Annotated in this window: 16 protein-coding genes; 13 read left to right on the plus strand and 3 right to left on the minus strand. The window is 47.2% G+C overall.

Going from position 1 to position 19,890, the window contains the following annotated elements; translation table 11 throughout:
- Window positions 1-43 precede the first annotated feature (43 nt).
- From L9Q40_RS15535 to L9Q40_RS15550, 4 genes are all read left to right on the plus strand, one after another.
- Window positions 44-523: an Lrp/AsnC family transcriptional regulator gene (locus L9Q40_RS15535; RefSeq protein WP_014233708.1), complete on the plus strand. Its 480-nt coding sequence runs from the start codon at window positions 44-46 to the stop codon at window positions 521-523.
- Between the two features lie 152 nt (window positions 524-675).
- Window positions 676-2,214: an NAD-dependent succinate-semialdehyde dehydrogenase gene (locus L9Q40_RS15540; RefSeq protein ID WP_498793849.1), complete on the plus strand. Its 1,539-nt coding sequence runs from the start codon at window positions 676-678 to the stop codon at window positions 2,212-2,214.
- A gap of 34 nt (window positions 2,215-2,248) precedes the next feature.
- Window positions 2,249-3,655 (plus strand): aspartate aminotransferase family protein, encoded by a 1,407-nt coding sequence (locus tag L9Q40_RS15545; RefSeq protein ID WP_498793850.1) that lies wholly within the window; start codon window positions 2,249-2,251, stop codon window positions 3,653-3,655.
- Between the two features lie 157 nt (window positions 3,656-3,812).
- The gene (locus L9Q40_RS15550; RefSeq protein WP_440877995.1) at window positions 3,813-4,334 is read left to right on the plus strand and encodes a DUF2058 domain-containing protein; all 522 of its coding nucleotides are present in this window, start codon (window positions 3,813-3,815) and stop codon (window positions 4,332-4,334) included.
- An 82-nt stretch (window positions 4,335-4,416) separates the two neighbouring features.
- On the opposite strand, the gene hutU is transcribed toward L9Q40_RS15550, so the two are convergent.
- Window positions 4,417-6,429 (minus strand): urocanate hydratase, encoded by a 2,013-nt coding sequence (gene hutU, locus L9Q40_RS15555; RefSeq protein WP_498793851.1) that lies wholly within the window; start codon window positions 6,427-6,429, stop codon window positions 4,417-4,419.
- A 13-nt stretch (window positions 6,430-6,442) separates the two neighbouring features.
- A complete protein-coding gene (gene hutH, locus L9Q40_RS15560; RefSeq protein WP_020334089.1) occupies window positions 6,443-7,936 on the minus strand; it encodes a histidine ammonia-lyase in 1,494 nt (497 codons plus the stop codon).
- A gap of 144 nt (window positions 7,937-8,080) precedes the next feature.
- Here hutH and L9Q40_RS15565 point away from each other — a divergent pair, with 144 nt between their 5' ends.
- The gene (locus L9Q40_RS15565; protein ID WP_498793852.1) at window positions 8,081-8,983 is read left to right on the plus strand and encodes a LysR family transcriptional regulator; all 903 of its coding nucleotides are present in this window, start codon (window positions 8,081-8,083) and stop codon (window positions 8,981-8,983) included.
- A 254-nt stretch (window positions 8,984-9,237) separates the two neighbouring features.
- Window positions 9,238-9,870, plus strand: coding sequence for a DUF1826 domain-containing protein (locus L9Q40_RS15570; protein ID WP_498793853.1), 633 nt, complete (start codon window positions 9,238-9,240; stop codon window positions 9,868-9,870).
- A 179-nt stretch (window positions 9,871-10,049) separates the two neighbouring features.
- On the opposite strand, the gene L9Q40_RS15575 is transcribed toward L9Q40_RS15570, so the two are convergent.
- The gene (locus tag L9Q40_RS15575; RefSeq protein WP_498793856.1) at window positions 10,050-10,691 is read right to left on the minus strand and encodes a TetR/AcrR family transcriptional regulator; all 642 of its coding nucleotides are present in this window, start codon (window positions 10,689-10,691) and stop codon (window positions 10,050-10,052) included.
- A 551-nt stretch (window positions 10,692-11,242) separates the two neighbouring features.
- On the opposite strand from L9Q40_RS15575, the gene xdhA reads away from it, so the two are divergent.
- The 7 genes from xdhA (at window position 11,243) to L9Q40_RS15610 (ending at window position 19,804) form a co-directional block, all read left to right on the plus strand.
- Window positions 11,243-12,655 carry a xanthine dehydrogenase small subunit gene (xdhA, locus tag L9Q40_RS15580; RefSeq protein ID WP_498793857.1) on the plus strand — a complete coding sequence of 471 codons (1,413 nt, stop codon included), beginning with the start codon at window positions 11,243-11,245 and terminating at the stop codon, window positions 12,653-12,655.
- Window positions 12,648-15,044 (plus strand): xanthine dehydrogenase molybdopterin binding subunit, encoded by a 2,397-nt coding sequence (gene xdhB / locus L9Q40_RS15585; RefSeq protein WP_498793858.1) that lies wholly within the window; start codon window positions 12,648-12,650, stop codon window positions 15,042-15,044. The genes xdhA and xdhB overlap by 8 nt, the downstream gene beginning before the upstream one ends.
- Entirely contained in the window at window positions 15,028-15,939 is a 912-nt protein-coding gene (xdhC, locus tag L9Q40_RS15590; RefSeq protein WP_498793859.1) for a xanthine dehydrogenase accessory protein XdhC, read from the plus strand. The genes xdhB and xdhC overlap by 17 nt, the downstream gene beginning before the upstream one ends.
- Entirely contained in the window at window positions 15,936-16,427 is a 492-nt protein-coding gene (locus tag L9Q40_RS15595; RefSeq protein ID WP_065297844.1) for a 2-oxo-4-hydroxy-4-carboxy-5-ureidoimidazoline decarboxylase, read from the plus strand. The genes xdhC and L9Q40_RS15595 overlap by 4 nt, the downstream gene beginning before the upstream one ends.
- Window positions 16,424-16,747, plus strand: a complete 324-nt coding sequence (uraH, locus tag L9Q40_RS15600) for a hydroxyisourate hydrolase (RefSeq protein WP_498793860.1) — start codon at window positions 16,424-16,426, stop codon at window positions 16,745-16,747. Before L9Q40_RS15595 ends, uraH begins: the two co-directional genes overlap by 4 nt.
- A 126-nt stretch (window positions 16,748-16,873) precedes the next feature.
- Entirely contained in the window at window positions 16,874-18,103 is a 1,230-nt protein-coding gene (locus L9Q40_RS15605; protein WP_498793861.1) for a urate hydroxylase PuuD, read from the plus strand.
- Between the two features lie 297 nt (window positions 18,104-18,400).
- Entirely contained in the window at window positions 18,401-19,804 is a 1,404-nt protein-coding gene (locus tag L9Q40_RS15610; protein WP_498793862.1) for a uracil-xanthine permease family protein, read from the plus strand.
- Window positions 19,805-19,890: the final 86 nt, after the last annotated feature.

Genomic DNA, 19,890 nt, shown 5'->3' on the forward strand with positions numbered 1-19,890 from the left:
TAAACAGCATCAGCATTTCGTCCCAACCAAGAGGAGACCAACCATGCGCCTCGATCGCTACGACGTCAAAATTCTACAGATTCTGCATGACAATGGCCGCATCACCAAATCTCATCTTGCAGAAGAAATTAACCTGTCCGTCAGCCCGTGCTGGGAACGTGTGAAAAAACTTGAAGAAGCCGGCATCATCGAAGGTTATGGTGCCAGAGTGAATACCGATGTGCTGTTTAAACGAACGTCCGTCATGGTGGAAGTCTCACTCAAAGAACACAACGCACAGGCGTTCAGACGTTTTGAGCAATTGGTAAAGCATACTCCTGAAGTGACCGATTGCTACGCCACAGGCGGTGGCGTTGATTATATCCTCAAAGTTCAATCCGAAGATATCGACCAATACCAGAGGCTGATCGACAACTGGCTGGATTCAGAAGTCGGCATTGAACGCTACTTCACCTACATCGTCACTAAAACCATCAAACGCGATTCTGGTAACTTAGAGATCAAGCAAAACGTTCTGTTCTGAAAGGAAAAGTGAAATCTGATCTCAGCAGAAAAAAACGCTACTTTCTGTCTTTATAAAGAAAAACCTCGCGGTTCTGCCTTTCGCATCAGAAATAATTTATCCCCCTCCTCGATTACAGTTTAACTATGGATAACGATGTTCGAGAGGGACTTATGACAGCACTTCACCCGTTTCATAGCAACGAAATCAAACATGGAGACGAAGTCAAAGCGTCGCATGACATGATGGCAATCATGGAAGACGTACGCTTGGTGAGAGGACTCGCCTACATTAATGGCAAGTGGACAAGTGGCGATCATTTCCATCCCGTTCATAACCCTGCCGACGGCAGCATCATCGGATATACCACCCGACTTTCCCAGCAGCAACTCTACCAAACGATTGATGATGCTGATCGTGCCTTTCGTCAGTGGCGAAAAATGCAGGCAGAGCAACGTGCTGAAGTCTTGATGCGTTGGCACGATCTAATACTGCAATCCAAACAAGATCTCGCCCGTTTAATGGTGATGGAGCAAGGCAAAACCATAGGCGATGCACTTGGTGAAATTGACTACGGCGCGTCTTTTATTCGCTGGTTTGCAGAAGAAGCACGCCGCAGCTACGGTGAAACCATTCCCAGCCATATACCTAATGCCCAGCTTTCGACAATTCGCGAGCCTATTGGGGTTGCAGCATTAATCACGCCATGGAATTTCCCTAATGCGATGGTGACGAGAAAAGCTGCGGCCGCATTAGCGATTGGTTGCCCTGTGATAATCAAGCCTGCGAGCGAAACACCATTTTCATCGTTAGCCTTGGCAGAGCTCGCCGATCGAGCCGGGTTTCCGGCGGGTGTTTTTAATGTGGTGACCGGTGACGCTGCCATGATCTCTAAGACGCTGTGTCACTCCGATAAAGTAAAAGCCCTGTCGTTCACAGGCTCAACCCGAGTAGGAAAATTGCTCCTGCGTGACGCGGCACAAACGGTAAAGAAATGCAGTATGGAATTAGGTGGTAACGCACCTTTTATCGTCCTGCCCGATATGGAAGTCGAAGCCGCAGCCAAAGCAGCCGTAGATGCAAAATTCCAAACTGCCGGACAAGACTGCTTGGCCGCAAACCGAATTTTCGTTCCGCAGGATAAATACGAGCCGTTCTTAGAAGCCTTTGCCAAACACATGAGCATGATTGTGTTGGGTAACGGCTTAGACGACAAGACCAATATGGGACCTCTGATCAATCGTGCCGCGGTGGACAAAGCTCACGATTTCGTTCGTGACGCACTTGAAAAAGGGGCGCGATTGGTTGCGGGTTACCACGACTCCGTTCCGGGTGAAAACTTCTTTGCACCAACCCTGCTCGCCGATGTGACATCTGAAATGGCCGTCTACCGCGAAGAAAACTTTTGTCCCGTCGCTGGCGTGCTGCCCTATCAAGATTTAGACACCGTGATAGACATGAGTAACGACACCGAATATGGCCTCGCCGCCTACGTTTATGGACATGACATCCACCAGATATGGCGATGTATGCGTGGTTTGGAATTTGGCATGGTGAGCGTCAATTCCGTCAAGATGACTGGCCACCCTATCCCATTTGGCGGCGTAAAACAGTCAGGATTGGGACGCGAGGGGAGTCATCATGGCTTTGAAGAATTCAGCGAAATTAAATATTGCTGCTTAGGCAACCTGCCTAGCGTGAGTGGCTGTTGAGACAAGAAAGTTGGAGATAAACAGGAGAAGGACTATGAACAATAAAACACAACAACTACTGGAGATCGATCGTCAACGTGTTTTTCATGCCTCAACCCACCTCAAGCAGTACGCGGCTGGTGAGCTTCCGGGCAGAATCATATCAAGCGGACAAGGCATTCGAATCACCGACTCAGAAGGGACTGAGCTTATCGACGGATTTGCTGGCTTGTATTGCGTAAATATTGGATATGGCAGAACAGAGATGGCGGAAGCGATATACGAGCAAGCGAAAGAGTTGGCGTACTACCATACCTATGTTGGTCACACCAATGAAGCCTTGGTTAAACTCTCAGACCGAATTATCAAAATGGCACCGGACGGCATGAGCAAAGTTTACTACGGAATGTCCGGTAGTGATGCGAATGAAACCCAGCTCAAATTAGTCTGGTACTACAATAATGTCCTTGGCCTCCCTGAGAAGAAAAAAATCATCTCCCGAGATCGCGCTTACCATGGTTCAAGTATCGCTTCAGGCTCGATGACTGGTTTACCACTGTTCCACGCCCACTTTGATCTGCCACTGGAACGCATCAAGCACACCATGGCCCCCTACTATTACCGCCGTGAAGATGATTCACTATCAGAGTTAGAATTTTCCCAATACTGTGCGGATCAGCTTGAGTCAATGATCCTCGCCGAAGGGCCTGACACCGTCGCAGCAATGATTGCCGAACCAGTGCTTGGAACTGGTGGTATCGTCCCGCCGCCACAAGGCTATTGGCAGGCGGTCCGTAAAGTTCTCGATAAATACGATGTTCTGTTGATCGCTGATGAAGTAGTGTGTGGATTTGGTCGTTTGGGCTCTGATTTTGGCTCTATCCACTATGACATGAAGCCAGACCTTATTACAGTTGCAAAAGGCTTAACATCGGCGTACCAACCGCTTTCAGGCGTGATTGTCGGCGAACGCGTTTGGAATGTTCTGGAAAACGGTACCGACCTGTGGGGCGCAATCGGCCATGGATATACCTATTCAGGGCATCCAATGGGGGCAGCGGCGGCGAACTGCAACTTAGATATCATTGAGCGCGAAGGCTTAGTTCAAAACGCAGCAGATGTGGGCGCTTATTTGCAACAACGTATGACGGAAACCTTCCAAGATCATCCTCTCGTCGGCGATTCTCGAGGTATCGGTTTACTGCATGCACTGGAGTTCTCGCCAGACAAACTGCGTCGCGCGCACTTTGATCCCAATTTAAAAGTGGGTCCGCAAGTCTCGGCCGCCTGCCTGGAAGTCGGCCTGATCGCAAGGGCTATGCCTCATGGTGACATTCTGGGCTTTGCACCAGCACTTATTACCAGCCGTAACGATGTCGACACTATCGTGGCTAAAGCGCACCGAGCGGTTAACAAAGTGATGGATAACCTCGTCACCTCTAAGCAGTGGAACGCGAAGTAACCACCTTAAACGCCAAACATACTGAGCATGACACGCCGGCTTTTACCTCAAAAGCCGGCATTTTATTAGGATATTCAGCCTACATCCCTTACCTGCCCTTTCCTTGCGGATCAGGACTGGTTAAAATAACAAAAATTGCGTATTAACTGGATTAAACATGGCAAAACTTACCCTTCAAGAACAAATGCTAAAAGCTGGCTTAGTTAACGAGAAAAAACTCAAGAAAGCGAAAAAAGGCTCTAAAAAATCCCGCGTTCAGGCACGCGAAGTCAAAGCGGCCGTTGAAGAGAGCAAACGCCAGCAGTTAGAACGAGATAAAGCGTTGAGCGAACAACAGAATGCTGAACGTTTGAGTAAAGAGATCAAAGCGCAAATCAATCAACTGATCGAAATGAACAAAGTTGATTTGAAAGATGGCGACATCAAATACAACTTTACAGACGGCACTTTGGTGAAATCACTGTACGTTGATTCTCTGATTCGTGAACAGTTGATCAAAGGTATTCTGGCGATCGCGGTTGTAGGCGAGAGCTATGTGGTTATTCCTCGTGGCGTGGCAAACAAAATTGCTCAACGTGACGAGTCTGTAATTATCGATCAAAAAGAACCTGAAGCCGACATTCCTGCAGAGGATGACCCATATGCAGAGTTCGTCGTTCCTGATGATTTGATGTGGTAATTCACCAACACCTAAAAACGAAAGGCAGCGAAGTTCGCTGCCTTTTTTGTTTCTTTCTATTGTTAGATAGCTTTCAAGTTACTTAGAAAGACAAGTTTTCGATAATGTCGTCATCAACTTGGTTTGCTAACGTCACCTTAAGCTTCGGTGTTCTTTCCATTTCACGTTGAATCGCAAAATTAGCTTCTTTGTTTCGTGCCCAGCTACGACGTGCGATACCGTTGTTAACATCGAACAAAAGCATGGACTTCAATCGGCGCTCAGCGCTGTCACTGCCGTCAAGTAACATACCAAAGCCGCCGTTGATCACTTCACCCCAGCCTACACCGCCGCCGTTGTGGATAGAAACCCAAGTCGCGCCACGGAAACCATCACCGATTACGTTGTGAATCGCCATGTCAGCAGTAAAGCGGCTGCCATCATAGATGTTAGACGTTTCACGGAACGGTGAATCAGTACCACTTACATCGTGGTGGTCACGACCAAGTACCACAGGACCGATTTCGCCGCGATTGATCGCATCATTAAATGCTTTCGCGATTTCCATACGACCTTGCGCATCCGCGTAAAGAATACGGGCTTGTGAGCCTACAACCAGTTTGTTCTGTTTCGCATCTTTGATCCAAGTGATGTTGTCTTGCATCTGCTGCTGAATTTCTTCTGGTGACTCTTCCATGATTTTGCTGAGCACTTCCGCAGCAATCGCATCGGTTCTGTCCAGATCTTCTGGTTTACCTGAAGTACAAACCCAACGGAATGGACCAAAACCGTAGTCAAAACACATAGGACCAAGAATGTCCTGCACGTATGATGGGTATTTAAAGTCGATGCCGTTTTCAGCCATCACATCGCCACCAGCGCGAGAAGCTTCAAGCAAGAAGGCATTGCCGTAGTCAAAGAAGTAAGTACCACGAGCTGTGTGTTTGTTTACTGCATCAGCATGACGCTTCAGAGTTTCTTGTACTTTTACCTTGAACACTTCAGGCTCTTCACGGATTAGACGGTTAGACTCTTCGTAGCTGATATCAACCGGGTAGTAACCGCCTGACCAAGGGTTGTGTAGTGACGTCTGGTCTGATCCCAGGTGTACGAAGATTTCCTTCTCGTAGAAAGCTTCCCATACATCAACCACGTTACCGATAAAGGCAATCGACACCACTTCTTCATTAGCCTGAGCTTGACGAACACGCTCAACCAGTGCGTCCATGTTATCAACTAGCTCATCGACCCAACCTTGTTCGTGACGCTTAATCGCCGCTTTCGGGTTCACTTCTGCACACACAGTAATACAGTTGGCGATGTTACCAGCTTTAGGCTGCGCACCGCTCATACCGCCAAGACCAGCAGTCAGGAAGATCTTACCTTGTGGGCTTTGACCTTTTTCCAAAACCTTACGGAACGCGTTCATTACCGTGATTGTGGTGCCATGTACGATACCTTGTGGACCGATGTACATGAACGAGCCAGCCGTCATCTGACCGTATTGAGTCACGCCTAATGCGTTGAATTTTTCCCAGTCATCTGGCTTCGAGTAGTTCGGGATCATCATGCCGTTAGTAACAACAACACGTGGTGCCTCTTCAGACGACGGGAACAGCCCCATAGGGTGACCAGAGTACAAGTGTAACGTCTGGTCGCTTTCCATCTCACTCAGATACTTCATGGTCAGCAGGTATTGCGCCCAGTTCTGGAATACTGCGCCGTTACCACCGTAAGTGATAAGCTCTTCTGGGTGCTGTGCTACTGCAGGATCTAAGTTGTTGTCGATCATCAGCATGATGGCCGCTGCCTGCTCACACTTGGCTGGATAATCTGAAATAGAGCGCGCTTTCATGTTGTAGTTTGGCTTGAAGCGGTACATGTAAATACGACCGAAATCTTTCAGCTCTTGAGCAAACTCCGCTGCCAATTCCTGATGCCACTCTTTCGGGAAGTAACGCAATGCATTACGAATAGCGAGCTGCTTTTCTTCTGGGCTCAGAATGTCTTTACGCTTTGGCGCGCGGTTTACGCCTTCCGGATAAGGCTTTGCTTCCGGCAGTGTACTAGGGATACCTTGCTTAATCTGGTCTTGAAAATTTAATACTGTTTCCATTTGTGAGTCTCCCTTAGTTCACGTTAAATGCTTGTGTTTTAACCAGTGTGATCATCGCATCGATATCAGGCTTAAGCAGGCGGTCTTCTTCTAGCTTGGCAACTTTCTCACGGATAATCTGGAAGTTTTCTTCAATCAGATCTGAACATTTGTGCGGACGTCTGAACTCTATCGCCTGTGCAGCGTACATCAGCTCGATGCCAAAAATCTTTTCTAAATTACCTAAGATTTGGTTCAGTTTTCGACCCGAAATACTACCCATAGAAACGTGATCTTCCTGACCCATTGAGGTCGGCACGCTGTCAGCAGAGGGTGGGAAACAGAGTGATTTGTTTTCAGTAACCAGTGCAGCTGTCGCGTATTGCGGAATCATCATGCCCGAGTTAAGACCACCAGATGAGGTCAACAGACGCGGCAGACCGTGCAAGCCCTCAAGAAGCAGGTAACAACGACGGTCTGCAATATTGCCCAGCTCCGCAGCTGCGATTGAAGCGTAATCCAATACCATCGCCAAAGGTTGACCATGGAAGCTACCACCTGAAATTGCTTCTTCAGAACTGATAACGATCGGGTTATCAGTCACAGAGTTCATTTCGATTTCAGCCAGCTCTTTTAAGTGGTTAAAAGCGTTGCGAGAAGCACCGTGTACCTGCGGAATACAACGCAGTGAATATGGGTCTTGCACGCGAACACAATCAGCATGAGAAGCCATGTTCTCAGAACCTTCGAAGAAACGGCGCATACGCGCTGCCACTTCAATGTTACCTGCGAACGCACGCGTCAGGTGAAGCTCTTCTCTGAATGGCGAGCCACTGCCTTGCATGCCCTCGATACTCATCGCGCCAGCCAAATCAGCCAGATCCAGAAGGTAACGCATTTTTGTAAGCGCGGTAATCGCATGTGACAAGATGAACTGTGTGCCGTTGATCAGTGCCAAACCTTCTTTAGCATGCAGCTCAAGAGGCTCTAGGCCGTTTTCACGAAGCGCTTCCGCTGCAGGAACAATGCGGTCTCCCTGCCAGAATTCACCTTCACCAATCAATGGTAAAAACAGGTGAGAAAGAGGCGCTAAGTCGCCTGATGCGCCAACTGAGCCTTGCTCCGGTACAACTGGGATAAGGTCTAGTTCGATAAACGCCAACATACGCTGAACCACTTCTAGGCGAATGCCCGAATAGCCCTGACTTAACGCATGCACCTTAGTAATCAGCATCAGTTTTGAGATTGGTTTAGCAATTGGCTCACCAACACCAACCGCATGAGTAATCAGGAGGTTTTTTTGTAGTAGATGCGTTTCTTCAGGTGAGATTTGCGTATCACATAGAGGACCGAAACCAGTATTGATGCCGTACACCGCCTTATCAGATGCAGCGATGATGTCTACATTACGACGACTTGCATTGATCTTATCCAGCGCTTCTTCACACAGTTCCGCTTTGATGCTGCCGTCAGCAATTCCATTTACGATATCTAGGTTTAGTCGGTCTACACCATATCTAAACGTCATTTTGTTCTCCTAACATACGATATTTTGCTATCACGTTACTTATGGACCTATGCTAGCTTGCTCTGGATGTTTTATAAAAGCATAATGTTCGTAGTTCATTCCGATTTTATCGAACTAACAGCCAACATAAAAAGAGGTCACTCCATGCAGGTTCAAGATGTCGATTTACGTATGCTGAGGATATTCGTCGCTATCGTCGAATGCGGTGGTTTATCAGCTGCAGAATCCCGCCTAAACATTGGGCGTTCAACCATTAGCTCACATTTGTCTGATTTGGAGTTACGTCTTGGACTTAAGCTGTGTAAACGTGGCCGAAGCGGTTTTGAGGTGACAGAGGCAGGGCATGTAACTTATCAGGCATCGCTGGAGTTACTTCAGCAGTGTGAAGCTTTTGCTGCGACCGTCGCAAGTTCGAAAAACGAACTCTCGGGTCGAGCAACGATTGCCATGATTGACACCTTAGTCAACGATCCGCGCTGCCGCGTGTCAGAGGTAGTGTCGTCATTAAAAAGCCGAAGCAACAACTTACAGTTCGACATTAACGTCTGTGAAGCACGCGAAGTTGAAACGTCCGTAGCCAATGGCCGCTCGCTGGTCGGGATCGGCGTCAGTCGCCACCAATTAAGGGGACTGGATTACTATCCGCTGCACAATGAAACCAACTATTTGTATTGCGGTAAAGGCCACCCGCTGTTCGACTGTAAGCCTTCTGAAATCAAGACTCTTTTACAACAAGCAGAAGTGATCACCAGTAACTATATGCGAGATAAGGAAACTCGCAACGATGCACTGAATTACCAAAATAGCGCTACCGCCTATCACGATGAGGGAATTGCTCATCTCATTTTATCCGGCGCGTTTATCGGTTACCTGCCCGAGCACTATGCCAGCAATTGGGTCGACAAGGGGTTGTTCAAGCCTATCCTGCCGGAAAAGTACACCTATCAAATTCCGGTCATGCTGATCACGTTAAAAAACAACTCGGCTTCTCCATTGGCGAAAGCGTTGATTGAAGAGATTAAAAGTTGTCACGGTGCTGACCGTTAGTCACCATTGCATACTTAGTTAGGGGCAAACTGACGACCCCTATCATGTTCGTTTCAATACCGTTACCCAGATACAGCTCTATTCAATCCTTCGTTCGTCTCGTATGAATATCACCTTCTAACATAGACGCAGAAAACAATATCAAGGTTGGCATCTCGATTGTTATGTTATAACATATTTTATGTTTTATGATTTCGACAACTTCTTAGTCTAAAACGTTTGTTCGATACCATAGCTAAATTGAGAGCATATAAATGTTGAATTCATCGCAACCGATAGCCCCGATGCCGAATGTTTTGGCAGATATTTACCAAACAGAACAAAACATTGCGATCTGGAAACGCACACTCTCAGCAGAAGTAACACATAGTATTGAAGAAATGCTCCGAGAAGAGAAGACACTGGCTTTAGTTCAGACTGTCACTCCAGATGATGCCGCAGAATGGGTTCGAAGTAAGCTATCAGGACATCCTTGTGCCAATGCCTTAGGTGAAGATATCGCCTTGATAGTGGATATGTTCTGTTGTCTGTTTGATTTGAGAGAGGCGGGCTTGCGACTCACCGCTCTGGACAAACCGATGTGTCCCAGGTTCCACGTTGATCACGTACCGTGTCGCCTTGTATCGACGTATGCCGGCTCTGCTACCCAATGGTTGAACAATGATGATATTGATCGCAGTAAATTGGGATCAGGCAATTTAGGCCAGCCAGATCATCTGTCGGGTTTGTATGACAGTGATACCGCAATACAGCAGATGGCCGTTGGTGATGTCGCGTTATTAAAAGGAAGTGGTTGGGAAGGAAACGAAGCCACAGGGCTAGTCCACCGATCACCGGAACTTATCCATCACGAACGACGATTATTACTGACACTGGATATAGTGTAATTGGGATACCCCTATGGTTGATATGGGCACGGTACTGGATGAAGCATTGAAAGAAACAGTGAAAGAGAACCTGGACTATATGCCTCAATTTCGCTGGATGTTTGACGCTTGATTAGTCATTCAATGCAAAATAGCCACTGCTAAACACAGTGGCTATTTAAGCACTCATAGACTAAAACTCAGCCCTTTACGCTCAAGCCTCTTAACACCATATCAACCACAAACTCCTGCGCTTTTTCGAATTCTTCTGTCGACAGGGGGCCACCTTTAATCAGCCTGATTTCGGTATCAAAGTCGGCGTAAAATTGGGTCGCTCCCCAAATCAAAAACAGCAAGTGCAACGGTTCGACCGGACGAATCAATCCCTGATCAATCCAGGATTGAATAATCGTTGCTTTGCCTGCCGCCCAGTTAACCATTGGGAATTGAATGGAATCCGCAATAATCGGCGCACCTTGAATGATCTCTTGTGCGAAGATTTTCGATTCTTTTGGGTGTGTGCGGCTGTATTGCATCTTACCGACGATGTAATTTCTTAGCACTACCTCTGGCGGTAGCATGGCGGCTTGTTCCGAAAAACCGTCATTCCATAGCGTGAGAATGTCTTTCAATAACGCCTTATAGATGCCAGTTTTTGACTTGAAGTAGTACAGCAGGTTCGCTTTTGGTAGGTTCACTCTGTCTGCAATAGCCTGAACAGAGGTGCCTTTGTAGCCATGCTTAACGAACTCATCTGCCGCAGCTTGTAAGATTAGCTCTTCATTACGCCGTCTGATCTCACCGACATTCGCTCGTTTCGTTTGCCCTGCTTCTACCGTCAAGTTGACTCCTTACCTTTCGACTTTTTACCTTCACCAATCGTAGTAAATCGCTTTTCAGCATAGCTGGCTAAAATACTCATTGGCCTCTTTACACTCATAAACCTATCTACAAAGTACTTTACAAAATACGCGCCAACCCAGAGAGCGCTCAGCGAACCGCTGATATCGGGGTTCCGAATTACTCAGCAAACAAGACCTGCATCAAATGAGTGCAATGTATACAAGAGTTAGCACCAAAATTGTACACAATCCAGTTACCTCATCAGTTCCCCCCAAATTATTGGGGTTTTCTGGCACGCATATTATGCTTGATATATAAGCCTTCAAGCTAAAAGTGGAAAGTTATTTTTAAAAATACGACCAATTGGTCAGGTTTTTGCTTTAGTACTCATACCAACTGGCTAATACCAACAAGTCGGCCAGTTATGCAAAGACGAAACAAATAACAGATTCATCCTTAGCTTGTGCTTTCGCCAAGACTGCGCGAGCTATTTGGGGCCTTTGAGTTGACCATATGGACAGGTTTTTAACAATAATGAATAGAGGAAGTTATGTTAGAGCTCATGATTAATAATGATGTCGTCAAAGTGGCATCAGCAAAAGCAGACACCATGCTTTTGAACTACTTGCGTGAACAAAAACACATGACAGGCTCTAAAGAAGGGTGTGCCAGTGGTGATTGTGGCGCTTGTACGGTAGTCGTCGTTGATACTGATGACGCAGATAAACTGAGTTATCGACAAATCAACGCCTGCATCACGCCGATTCATGCTCTGCACGGTAAACAGATCATTACCGTCGAGCACCTAAAACAAAACAACCAGCTTCATCCTGTGCAGCAAGCGGTTGTCGATCATCACGGTTCTCAATGTGGCTTTTGTACGCCGGGAATTGTGATGTCTCTCTATGCGCTGTCAAAGCAAGAAGTCGCGCCTCATAACCCAACCCATTATCTCTCTGGCAACCTGTGCCGATGCACGGGCTACGGTCCATTGATTGAAGCCGCAAACTCGATTGCGGCATGCCATATAGATGATCCGCTTAGCGTTCATGAAGCGAGCGTAAAAACATGGATGGCCTCAGTTGCAGACACAAATGAGCCGAACTATGCGCGCCCAAAAAACCGTCAGCAACTCGCTCAGGCAATCAAAGAGATGCCAGAGGCAAAAATGATCGCAGGCGGGACGGATTTATCATTAGAGGTGACTCAGCAACACAAACCTTTGGCGCAACTGATCGACTTATCTCACGTCGATGACTTACTGACAATCACAGAAACTTCGGCAGGTTGGCGCATTGGTGCGGCAGTTCCGATGACGCAGGTTCATGAATTTATTAAACAACATTTCCCAACCGCTGATGAAGTGATTGAGCGCTTGGGTAGTTTGACTATTCGCCACAGAGCAACGCTTGGAGGCAGTCTCGGCCACGCTTCACCAATTGGCGATATTGCCCCACTACTTATTAGCCTGCATGGCCTGATTGAATTAGATGATGGCGAAGACAAAGTGTTACTGGCACCGGAAGAGTACATTACCGGATACCGCCAGACTGCGCTTCAGCCTAACCAGTGGATCAGCGCGATTCACTTACCACAGCTGGCTAAAAACGAACGCCACGCTATCTATAAAGTGAGTAAACGCTACGAAGATGACATCGCGACAGTCACATTGGGACTGAACATGGCGTTTGCCGCTAACCAATGTGTCACCAACTGTATCATCTCGGCTGGCGGAGTAGCCGCAAAATCGGTACGCCATAGCCAGTTAGAAGCGCTATTTATTGGTAAGCCATTGTCGCTTTCTGTCGTGCAGCAAGCTCAGGAAATGGTACCTCAGGTGATTCAGCCACTGAGTGATGTGCGAGGCAGTAATACTTATCGAGTCAAGTTGGTTCAGAACCTGCTTAAACGTTTTTATTTGGAGTCTCAGAGTATTGAGACAAGGTTGGTGCAAGATGCGTAAGTTAACTCAGGTTGAATCGGGACAAACCATACTCCCTGAATCCCAACAAGTCGTAGGGAAATCTTACAAGCACGAAAGTGCCGATAAGCAGGTCGGCGGTGAAGCGCTCTATGTTGATGATTACGCTACTCCCGCTGGATGCGTACATGCGGCTGTTGTGACCAGCACCATTGCTAAAGGTCAGATTACACAGCTCGACTTATCGGAGGTTGAGTGCGCTGAAGGTGTCGTTAAAGTACTGACAGAGACCTCGATTCCCGGAGAAAAGGACATTGGTACCATTTTCAAAGGCGATCCCTTACTGGCGATAAATAACGAGATTAAGTACTTCGGACAGCCTATTGCCCTCATTCTGGCGACCACACATGAGCTAGCATGGAAAGCCGCAAGCCTGGCGAAAGTGGAGTACACCGAAACGGGCGATCTGGCGCTGACGTACCCAAAAGCCGCATCACAAGATCCCCTTTTGCCTACTCACCAGATGGGTAAAAAAGTCGAACAACAAGTTTTTGACCAAGCGCCGGTTTATATTCACGGCGATATCCATGTCGGTGGTCAGGAACACTTCTATTTGGAAGGTCAGGTAAGTCTTGCAGAATTAACCGAAGATGGTGGCATATTCTTGCGTTCTTCAACCCAAAACCCGTCTGAAGTTCAGAAGTTGGTCGCTGAAGTATTAGACATTGATTTTAACCGAGTCACGGTTGATATACGACGTATGGGCGGTGGCTTTGGTGGTAAAGAAAGTCAGGCGGCTCAATGGGCATGTCTGGCAGCGCTTGGGGCACACCATACAAAACGAGCAGTAAAAATGCGTCTTCCTCGCTCACTCGATATGACCGTCACTGGTAAGCGTCATCCTTTCTACAACCGTTACCAGCTTGCGGCAGACGCTCAAGGCCAAATCATCGCCGCAAACATCGAAGTAAACGGTTTATGTGGTCACTCGCCTGACCTCTCCGACGCAATTGTCGATCGCGCCATGTTCCATGCCGATAACGCTTACTCACTCGGCCAGGCATGTGTGGTTGGCAACAGGCTCAAAACCGATATGGTTTCCCACACCGCATTCCGTGGTTTTGGCGGACCTCAGGGCATGATCGTGATTGAAAAAGCGATGCAGGATTTAGCGCTTCAAGTCGGCCAGGATGCGCTCGACGTTCGTTACAAAAATCTATATCGCGATGGAGCACAAATCACACCGTATGGTATGGAAGTCGAACAGCATGACGCAATGCTGGATATCATGCGACAGCTTGAGAAGCAAAGTGACTACCGCGCTCGCCGCGAGGCAATTAATCAGTGGAACCAAAGTAACCCGGTGCTGAAAAAAGGTCTGGCTTTAACTCCGCTTAAATTTGGGATTGCGTTTACGGCAACACACCTTAACCAAGCGGGTGCTCTGATCCATGTTTACACCGATGGGACACTTCAGGTATCACACGGCGGGACAGAAATGGGCCAAGGCCTGCATACGAAGATTCAGCAGATTGTTGCTCAGTCTTTCGGTATTGATATTAACAAGGTGCTTGTCACCTCAACCCGCACAGATAAAGTGCCAAATACCTCGCCAACAGCAGCGTCTTCTGGTGCCGATCTTAACGGTATGGCGGCGCACAATGCAGCGATGGAAATCAAACAACGCTTACTTGATTTCGCTTGTGAACATTATCAAGTCGAAGAGGCAGACATTGTCAACGGTGAGCTTGTCGGTATTGAATCATCACCGAAATACCAACAACCCGTCAGTTGGGCAGCGTTAGTTCAGTTGGCGTATATGAACCGTATTTCGCTCTCTGCAAGCGGATTCTACCAAACACCAAAAATTGGTTATGACCGAAGTACCGCGACGGGTCGTCCGTTCTTTTATTTTGCCCTTGGAGCCTCGTGTTCAGAAGTCACGATCGACACTCTAACTGGCGAAATGCGCGTTGAAAAAGTCGACATTCTTCATGATGTGGGTAACAGCCTGAATCCGGCGATTGATAAAGGACAAATTGAAGGTGCATTCATTCAGGGCATGGGCTGGCTAACCACAGAGGAATTGGTTTGGGATGAGAATGGTCACCTGCTAAGCAACAGCCCGATGAATTACAAGATCCCGACCATCGGTGACTACCCGAAACAAATGCATGTTGATCTGTACGATCAGGCCAATCCAGAATACAGCATTTACCGTTCCAAAGCCGTTGGTGAGCCGCCATTCATGCACGCGAACAGTGTCTGGTGCGCAATTTACGATGCAGTAGCCTCAATCAGTCAACATCAATGCGCTCCAGCACTACACGCGCCTGCAACAGGTGAAGAAATCCTTAACGCTTGCGAGCATCAGCAACAGTGGATTGAAGAGCAATCAATGCAGGAGGAATCCTATGTCGTCGAACAATGATGCCTACCTGTCGAACCCGGGCATGAACTGGTTAGCCGCCTGCCAGCAACTTGAGCAACAAGGTCAGGCTTACTGTATTGCAACGGTTCTGGCTTATGTTGGATCAGTGCCGCGATCCAGTGGCGCGAAGATGGTTATCTCTGCTCAAGGCCAGTTCGACACGCTCGGCGGCGGCAACCTCGAATACCAGGTGATCGCCAAAGCGCGTGAAAATCTGGCGCTTCAACACGCTGAACCCATTATCGAACGCTTTGCCCTGTCTGCGGATCTTGGACAATGCTGTGGCGGAGCGGTGCAAGTGATGTTCGAGTTTTTCCAGACACAAACGCCACAGGTTGCAATATTTGGTGCCGGACATGTTTGTCAGGCACTCACTAGTATCCTCAGTGGTTTGCCTTGCCATGTAAAAGTCATCGACAGTCGCCCTGAATGGCTGTCGCCTTTATCGCAAAAAGGAATAGAGACATCGCTACATGCCAATCCGGTCGATGCAATCGAAACACTAAAAGACAACACATTTGTGTTGATCATGACGCAAGACCACGCGCTTGATTTTGAGCTGACTCAGCAAGCGCTAGAAAGCAAGCGCTTTGCGTATGTGGGCTTAATTGGCTCACAAGGTAAAAGCCAACGTTTCAAGTTCCGCCTTAAAGAACAACTGAGCAACGTCAACTTGCTCGATCAGCTCACCTGCCCGATTGGGAATCCAGACATCACGGGCAAATTACCAATGGAAGTGGCGGTCTCAGTATCTGCCCAATTGATGGAACGGTTTAAGCAACATCAAGCTAACAAACAACATAATGAAATGCAGCCCGATGTACAACAACAGAACGAAGAACAATGGCAACAAGCCAATCTCGCACGCAAAAATATCAGGGAAAATCATCAATGAGTACAGTAAACCTTGCCTTGAGCCTAAGTGATGAACAGCTGGAAAGAATTTGCACCAGCCAACGTTGGCAGCAAGAAATGAAAATCCGCATGCCGTTTGACTCAATAGATTCTTTACTTCGTAGCGCAGAGATTGCCTTTACCAAGTTAAAAGAAAACGACTGGCTGGAAGCATTTGCAGGTCACCCGATGATTGGTGATCTCAATAGCCTGAAAAAGAAGTACTCACAAGGCAAAGACCTCAGCGAAAAAGAGCAAAAGAACGTTAAACAGGCTTCTACCGATGTGTTGCAAGAACTGCTTACGCTCAATCGAAAATACCACGACAAATTTGGATTCATTTTTATCGTGTGTGCCACCAACAAGACTGCAGAAGAAATGCTCAACCTACTCAAAGGCCGAATCAATCGTTCGAGGGATGAAGAGCTACATCAAGCAGCACTAGAACAACAGAAAATCAGCAAAATCAGAATGGAAGCCTTGTTATGAAACAACTCAGTTGCCACGTGTTAGATACCGCAAACGGAAAGCCCGCAGCTGGTATTCAAGTTCAGTTATTTAGCCTCAACGACCAAATGTGTCTCGCGGAGGCCACCACCAATCAAGATGGTCGCGCCAAGTTCCCAGAGCTAATCCTGGAAAAACAGGGTTATACGCTGCGCTTTCTTGTCGCACCTTATTGTGATGCACAGTTTGGCAGCGCTTTCTTTCCTCTTATAGACGTAAATTTCAACGTCTATGACGAGGGTAACTACCACATTCCTCTTCTCCTATCCCCATTCTCTTATTCGAGCTACCGAGGAAGTTAGAGGGCAATGCCCCAAAGAGAAGAGATGATTGTTCTTCAGTGAGGCAGTTGGGCAAATCCCCCTCTCAAAGAACAATCTTTAACGAACGCATGTTCAAGGAATCAAAATTTAAAAAGGAATATTACGATGTGGCCGCAACTGTATGAATGGCTGGCGCTGTTTATCAAATGGTTTCATGTGATCTGTGGCGTCGCATGGATTGGAGCAAGCTTTTACTTCACATGGCTGGATAATAACTTAGAGACACCGCCAAAATGGAAAAAAGATAAAGGCATCAAAGGCGACCTATGGGCAGTACATGGTGGTGGATTTTACGAAGTCGCCAAGTATCAGGTAGGTCCGGAAAAAATCCCGGAAAAGCTGCACTGGTTTAAATGGGAAGCCTACGCCACATGGTTAACTGGCTCTGCGTTGATGATTTGGATGTACTACTTCAACGCCCAAGCATATCTGATTGACCCTCGTGTCATGGAGCTAACTTCTCTGCAAGCAGTCGGGGTTGGCGTTGGTGGCATTCTACTGGGCGTGGTGGTTTATGAAGCATTAATGCGTTCACCTTTGAGCCGAAATACAGCCCTGTTCAGTGCAGCACTACTTGCGTTTGGAGCACTGTTTTTCTACGGATTTACCCAACTGTTCAGCGGACGAGGTGCGTTTATTCATATGGGTGCGCTCATTGGCTCGATTATGGTCAATAACGTCTTCCACAAAATCATTCCTGGCCAACGTAAAATGGTGGCGCAAGTTACCGCAGGTGAAACCGTGGACCCCGCTCCAGGCTTAGAAGGAAAGCGCCGCTCTATTCACAACAACTACTTCACTCTGCCAGTAATCTTCTTGATGATCAGCAATCACTATCCAATGATCTATCAACATCCACTGAACTGGCTGATTGGCTTTTTCGTTATGATCATCAGCGCGTATATTCGCCATTACTTTAACCTCAAACATATCGGGCAAAATAGACCAAGCGTTCTGTTAAGTGGAGCCTGTGCCATGATGGTTCTGGCGGTATTGGTAAGTTGGCAGTCTTCTTCTCGCAGCGCATCACAACCTACCGTCGCCAATGCAGACAGCCCGCATGCAGCAATAGCGACTGAAGTTTCATTAACGGAAGAACAGAAGATCGCAAAACAGATCATCAGTGAGCGCTGTAGTCAGTGTCATAGCTCTACACCAACGGATGATGTATTCAAGGTCGCGCCAAGCGGTGCCGTTTTTGATAGCTGGCAAGATATCGAACGCTGGAAAGCAAGAATTCTGGTTCGCTCGGTTGAAAGTGCTGATATGCCATTTTTGAATAAAACCAAGATGACTGACGAAGAGCGACAACGCCTGAAAGAAGTGTTGAATTAACCTCTCTGCTCACTAGTCATTTGAAGCCACCTGAAATCTAGGTGGCTTTTTTTATGGTAAATTTTTTATGGTAATTTCAATCGATTAAGTGTGTGTAAAACAAAAAAGTGACGGGTTGTACATGCACTAAATTGAGCATTATTGCACCAATACGAAACAATATTTTCCGTCAACTCAACACGGTTTTCTCCTAACCCACTGGAATAACTTGACTAACCAGTCAGGAAGTTTGTGGCACAAAGATTGCTCAGATGTATTCATAAAATAGTACACAATAATGAATACAAGGAAGTCAGTATGTCTCAACAGGAAACCCACGACCTCATATATGGGTTAGAAGACAAGCCCAAAGCCGGCGCAGCACTTTACGCAGGGCTACAACATGTACTTGCGAGTTTTGTCGGAATCATTACTCCAACCCTCATCATCGGCGGCGTGCTTGGACTCGGCGAGCACGTTCCTTATCTCATCAGTATGGCGTTAATCGTGTCAGGGATTGGCACCTTTATACAGGCGCGCCGTATCGGCCCAATAGGCGCGGGGTTAGTCTGCGTTCAGGGCACCAGTTTTGCGTTTCTGAGTTCTGTTTTGGCGGCAGGCTTCATCGTTAAATCACAAGGTGGTGGTCCAGAAGATATTCTGGCAATGATCTTCGGGGTGTGTTTTGTCGGTGCCTTCGTCGAAATCATCCTTTCTCAGTTTATCAGCAAACTTAAACGTATTATCACACCTGTCGTGGCGGGTATCGTGGTAACAACGATAGGGATATCTTTGATTAAAGTCGGAATGACCGACCTTGCGGGCGGGTTCAACGCGCCTGATTTTGGTTCGTGGAACAACCTTGTTTTGGGGACAGTGGTTTTAACCACCATCATCGTCTTAAACCGCTCTAAAAACCTAATGGTAAGATTGTCGTCCATCTTGATCGGTATGGTTATTGGCTATGTTCTGGCAGCCTTTATGGGCATGGTCAACTTAGAAGGGGCGTTTAATCAGCCTTTAGTCAGCGTCCCTGTTCCATTCAAATTCGGGTTTGATTTTGATTGGTTTGCATTTGTCCCAATCGCTGTTATTTACGCCATCACTGCCATCGAGTCAGCAGGCGATATTACGGCGAACTGCATTATCACCAAGCAACCAGTATCTGGCCCACAATACCTTAAACGAATTAAAGCTGGGATACTTGGCGATGGCGTAAACTCGCTGATTGCTGCGGTATTTAATACGTTCCCGAACACCACCTTCAGCCAGAACAACAGTGTTATTCATCTGACTGGGATTGCAAGCCGCTATGTGGGCTACTTTATCGCACTTATTTTGGTGGCTCTCGGATTGTTTCCTCTCATCGGTGCCATTCTGACTACCATCCCTAAACCGGTTATCGGCGGCGCAACTTTAGTCATGTTTGGTACCGTTGCAGCAGCAGGTATTAAGATCATTGCGAATGAAGAGTTAGATCGCCGAAACCTAATGATACTCGCCGTTTCATTTGGTATTGGTTTTGGCGTAATGCTTGTTCCTGAAATTCTGGAAGGAATGCCAAAAATCATGCAGAGCGTTTTCGGCTCTCCGGTTACTACCAGCGGTATTGCAGCGATTGTAATGACGTTAGTGTTACCAGAAACATCAAGCGAAGGTGCGCAGCAAGCAAACCAAAAAGAAACGCAAAAGACGCTTTCTAAACCAGCATTAGAAAAGTAACAAGGCTCAAGCCAACCAAAGACTAAACCACAACAGCCACTCCGATGATAACTCACGGGGTGGCTTTTTATGATCTTACTGAGCTG

This window comes from Allocatenococcus thiocycli, from assembly GCF_921292965.1.
In the GTDB taxonomy this organism is placed as follows: domain Bacteria; phylum Pseudomonadota; class Gammaproteobacteria; order Enterobacterales; family Vibrionaceae; genus Vibrio; species Vibrio natriegens.

Bases quoted from the DNA above. Each gene is read 5' to 3' on its own strand.
- L9Q40_RS15535 (WP_014233708.1), top strand. From the start codon at position 44: ATGCGCCTCGATCGCTACGACGTCAAAATTCTACAGATTCTGCATGAC.
- L9Q40_RS15540 (WP_498793849.1), top strand. From the start codon at position 676: ATGACAGCACTTCACCCGTTTCATAGCAACGAAATCAAACATGGAGAC.
- L9Q40_RS15545 (WP_498793850.1), top strand. From the start codon at position 2,249: ATGAACAATAAAACACAACAACTACTGGAGATCGATCGTCAACGTGTT.
- L9Q40_RS15550 (WP_440877995.1), top strand. From the start codon at position 3,813: ATGGCAAAACTTACCCTTCAAGAACAAATGCTAAAAGCTGGCTTAGTT.
- hutU (WP_498793851.1), bottom strand. From the start codon at position 6,429: ATGGAAACAGTATTAAATTTTCAAGACCAGATTAAGCAAGGTATCCCT.
- hutH (WP_020334089.1), bottom strand. From the start codon at position 7,936: ATGACGTTTAGATATGGTGTAGACCGACTAAACCTAGATATCGTAAAT.
- L9Q40_RS15565 (WP_498793852.1), top strand. From the start codon at position 8,081: ATGCAGGTTCAAGATGTCGATTTACGTATGCTGAGGATATTCGTCGCT.
- L9Q40_RS15570 (WP_498793853.1), top strand. From the start codon at position 9,238: ATGTTGAATTCATCGCAACCGATAGCCCCGATGCCGAATGTTTTGGCA.
- xdhA (WP_498793857.1), top strand. From the start codon at position 11,243: ATGTTAGAGCTCATGATTAATAATGATGTCGTCAAAGTGGCATCAGCA.
- xdhB (WP_498793858.1), top strand. From the start codon at position 12,648: ATGCGTAAGTTAACTCAGGTTGAATCGGGACAAACCATACTCCCTGAA.
- xdhC (WP_498793859.1), top strand. From the start codon at position 15,028: ATGTCGTCGAACAATGATGCCTACCTGTCGAACCCGGGCATGAACTGG.
- L9Q40_RS15595 (WP_065297844.1), top strand. From the start codon at position 15,936: ATGAGTACAGTAAACCTTGCCTTGAGCCTAAGTGATGAACAGCTGGAA.
- uraH (WP_498793860.1), top strand. From the start codon at position 16,424: ATGAAACAACTCAGTTGCCACGTGTTAGATACCGCAAACGGAAAGCCC.
- L9Q40_RS15605 (WP_498793861.1), top strand. From the start codon at position 16,874: ATGTGGCCGCAACTGTATGAATGGCTGGCGCTGTTTATCAAATGGTTT.
- L9Q40_RS15610 (WP_498793862.1), top strand. From the start codon at position 18,401: ATGTCTCAACAGGAAACCCACGACCTCATATATGGGTTAGAAGACAAG.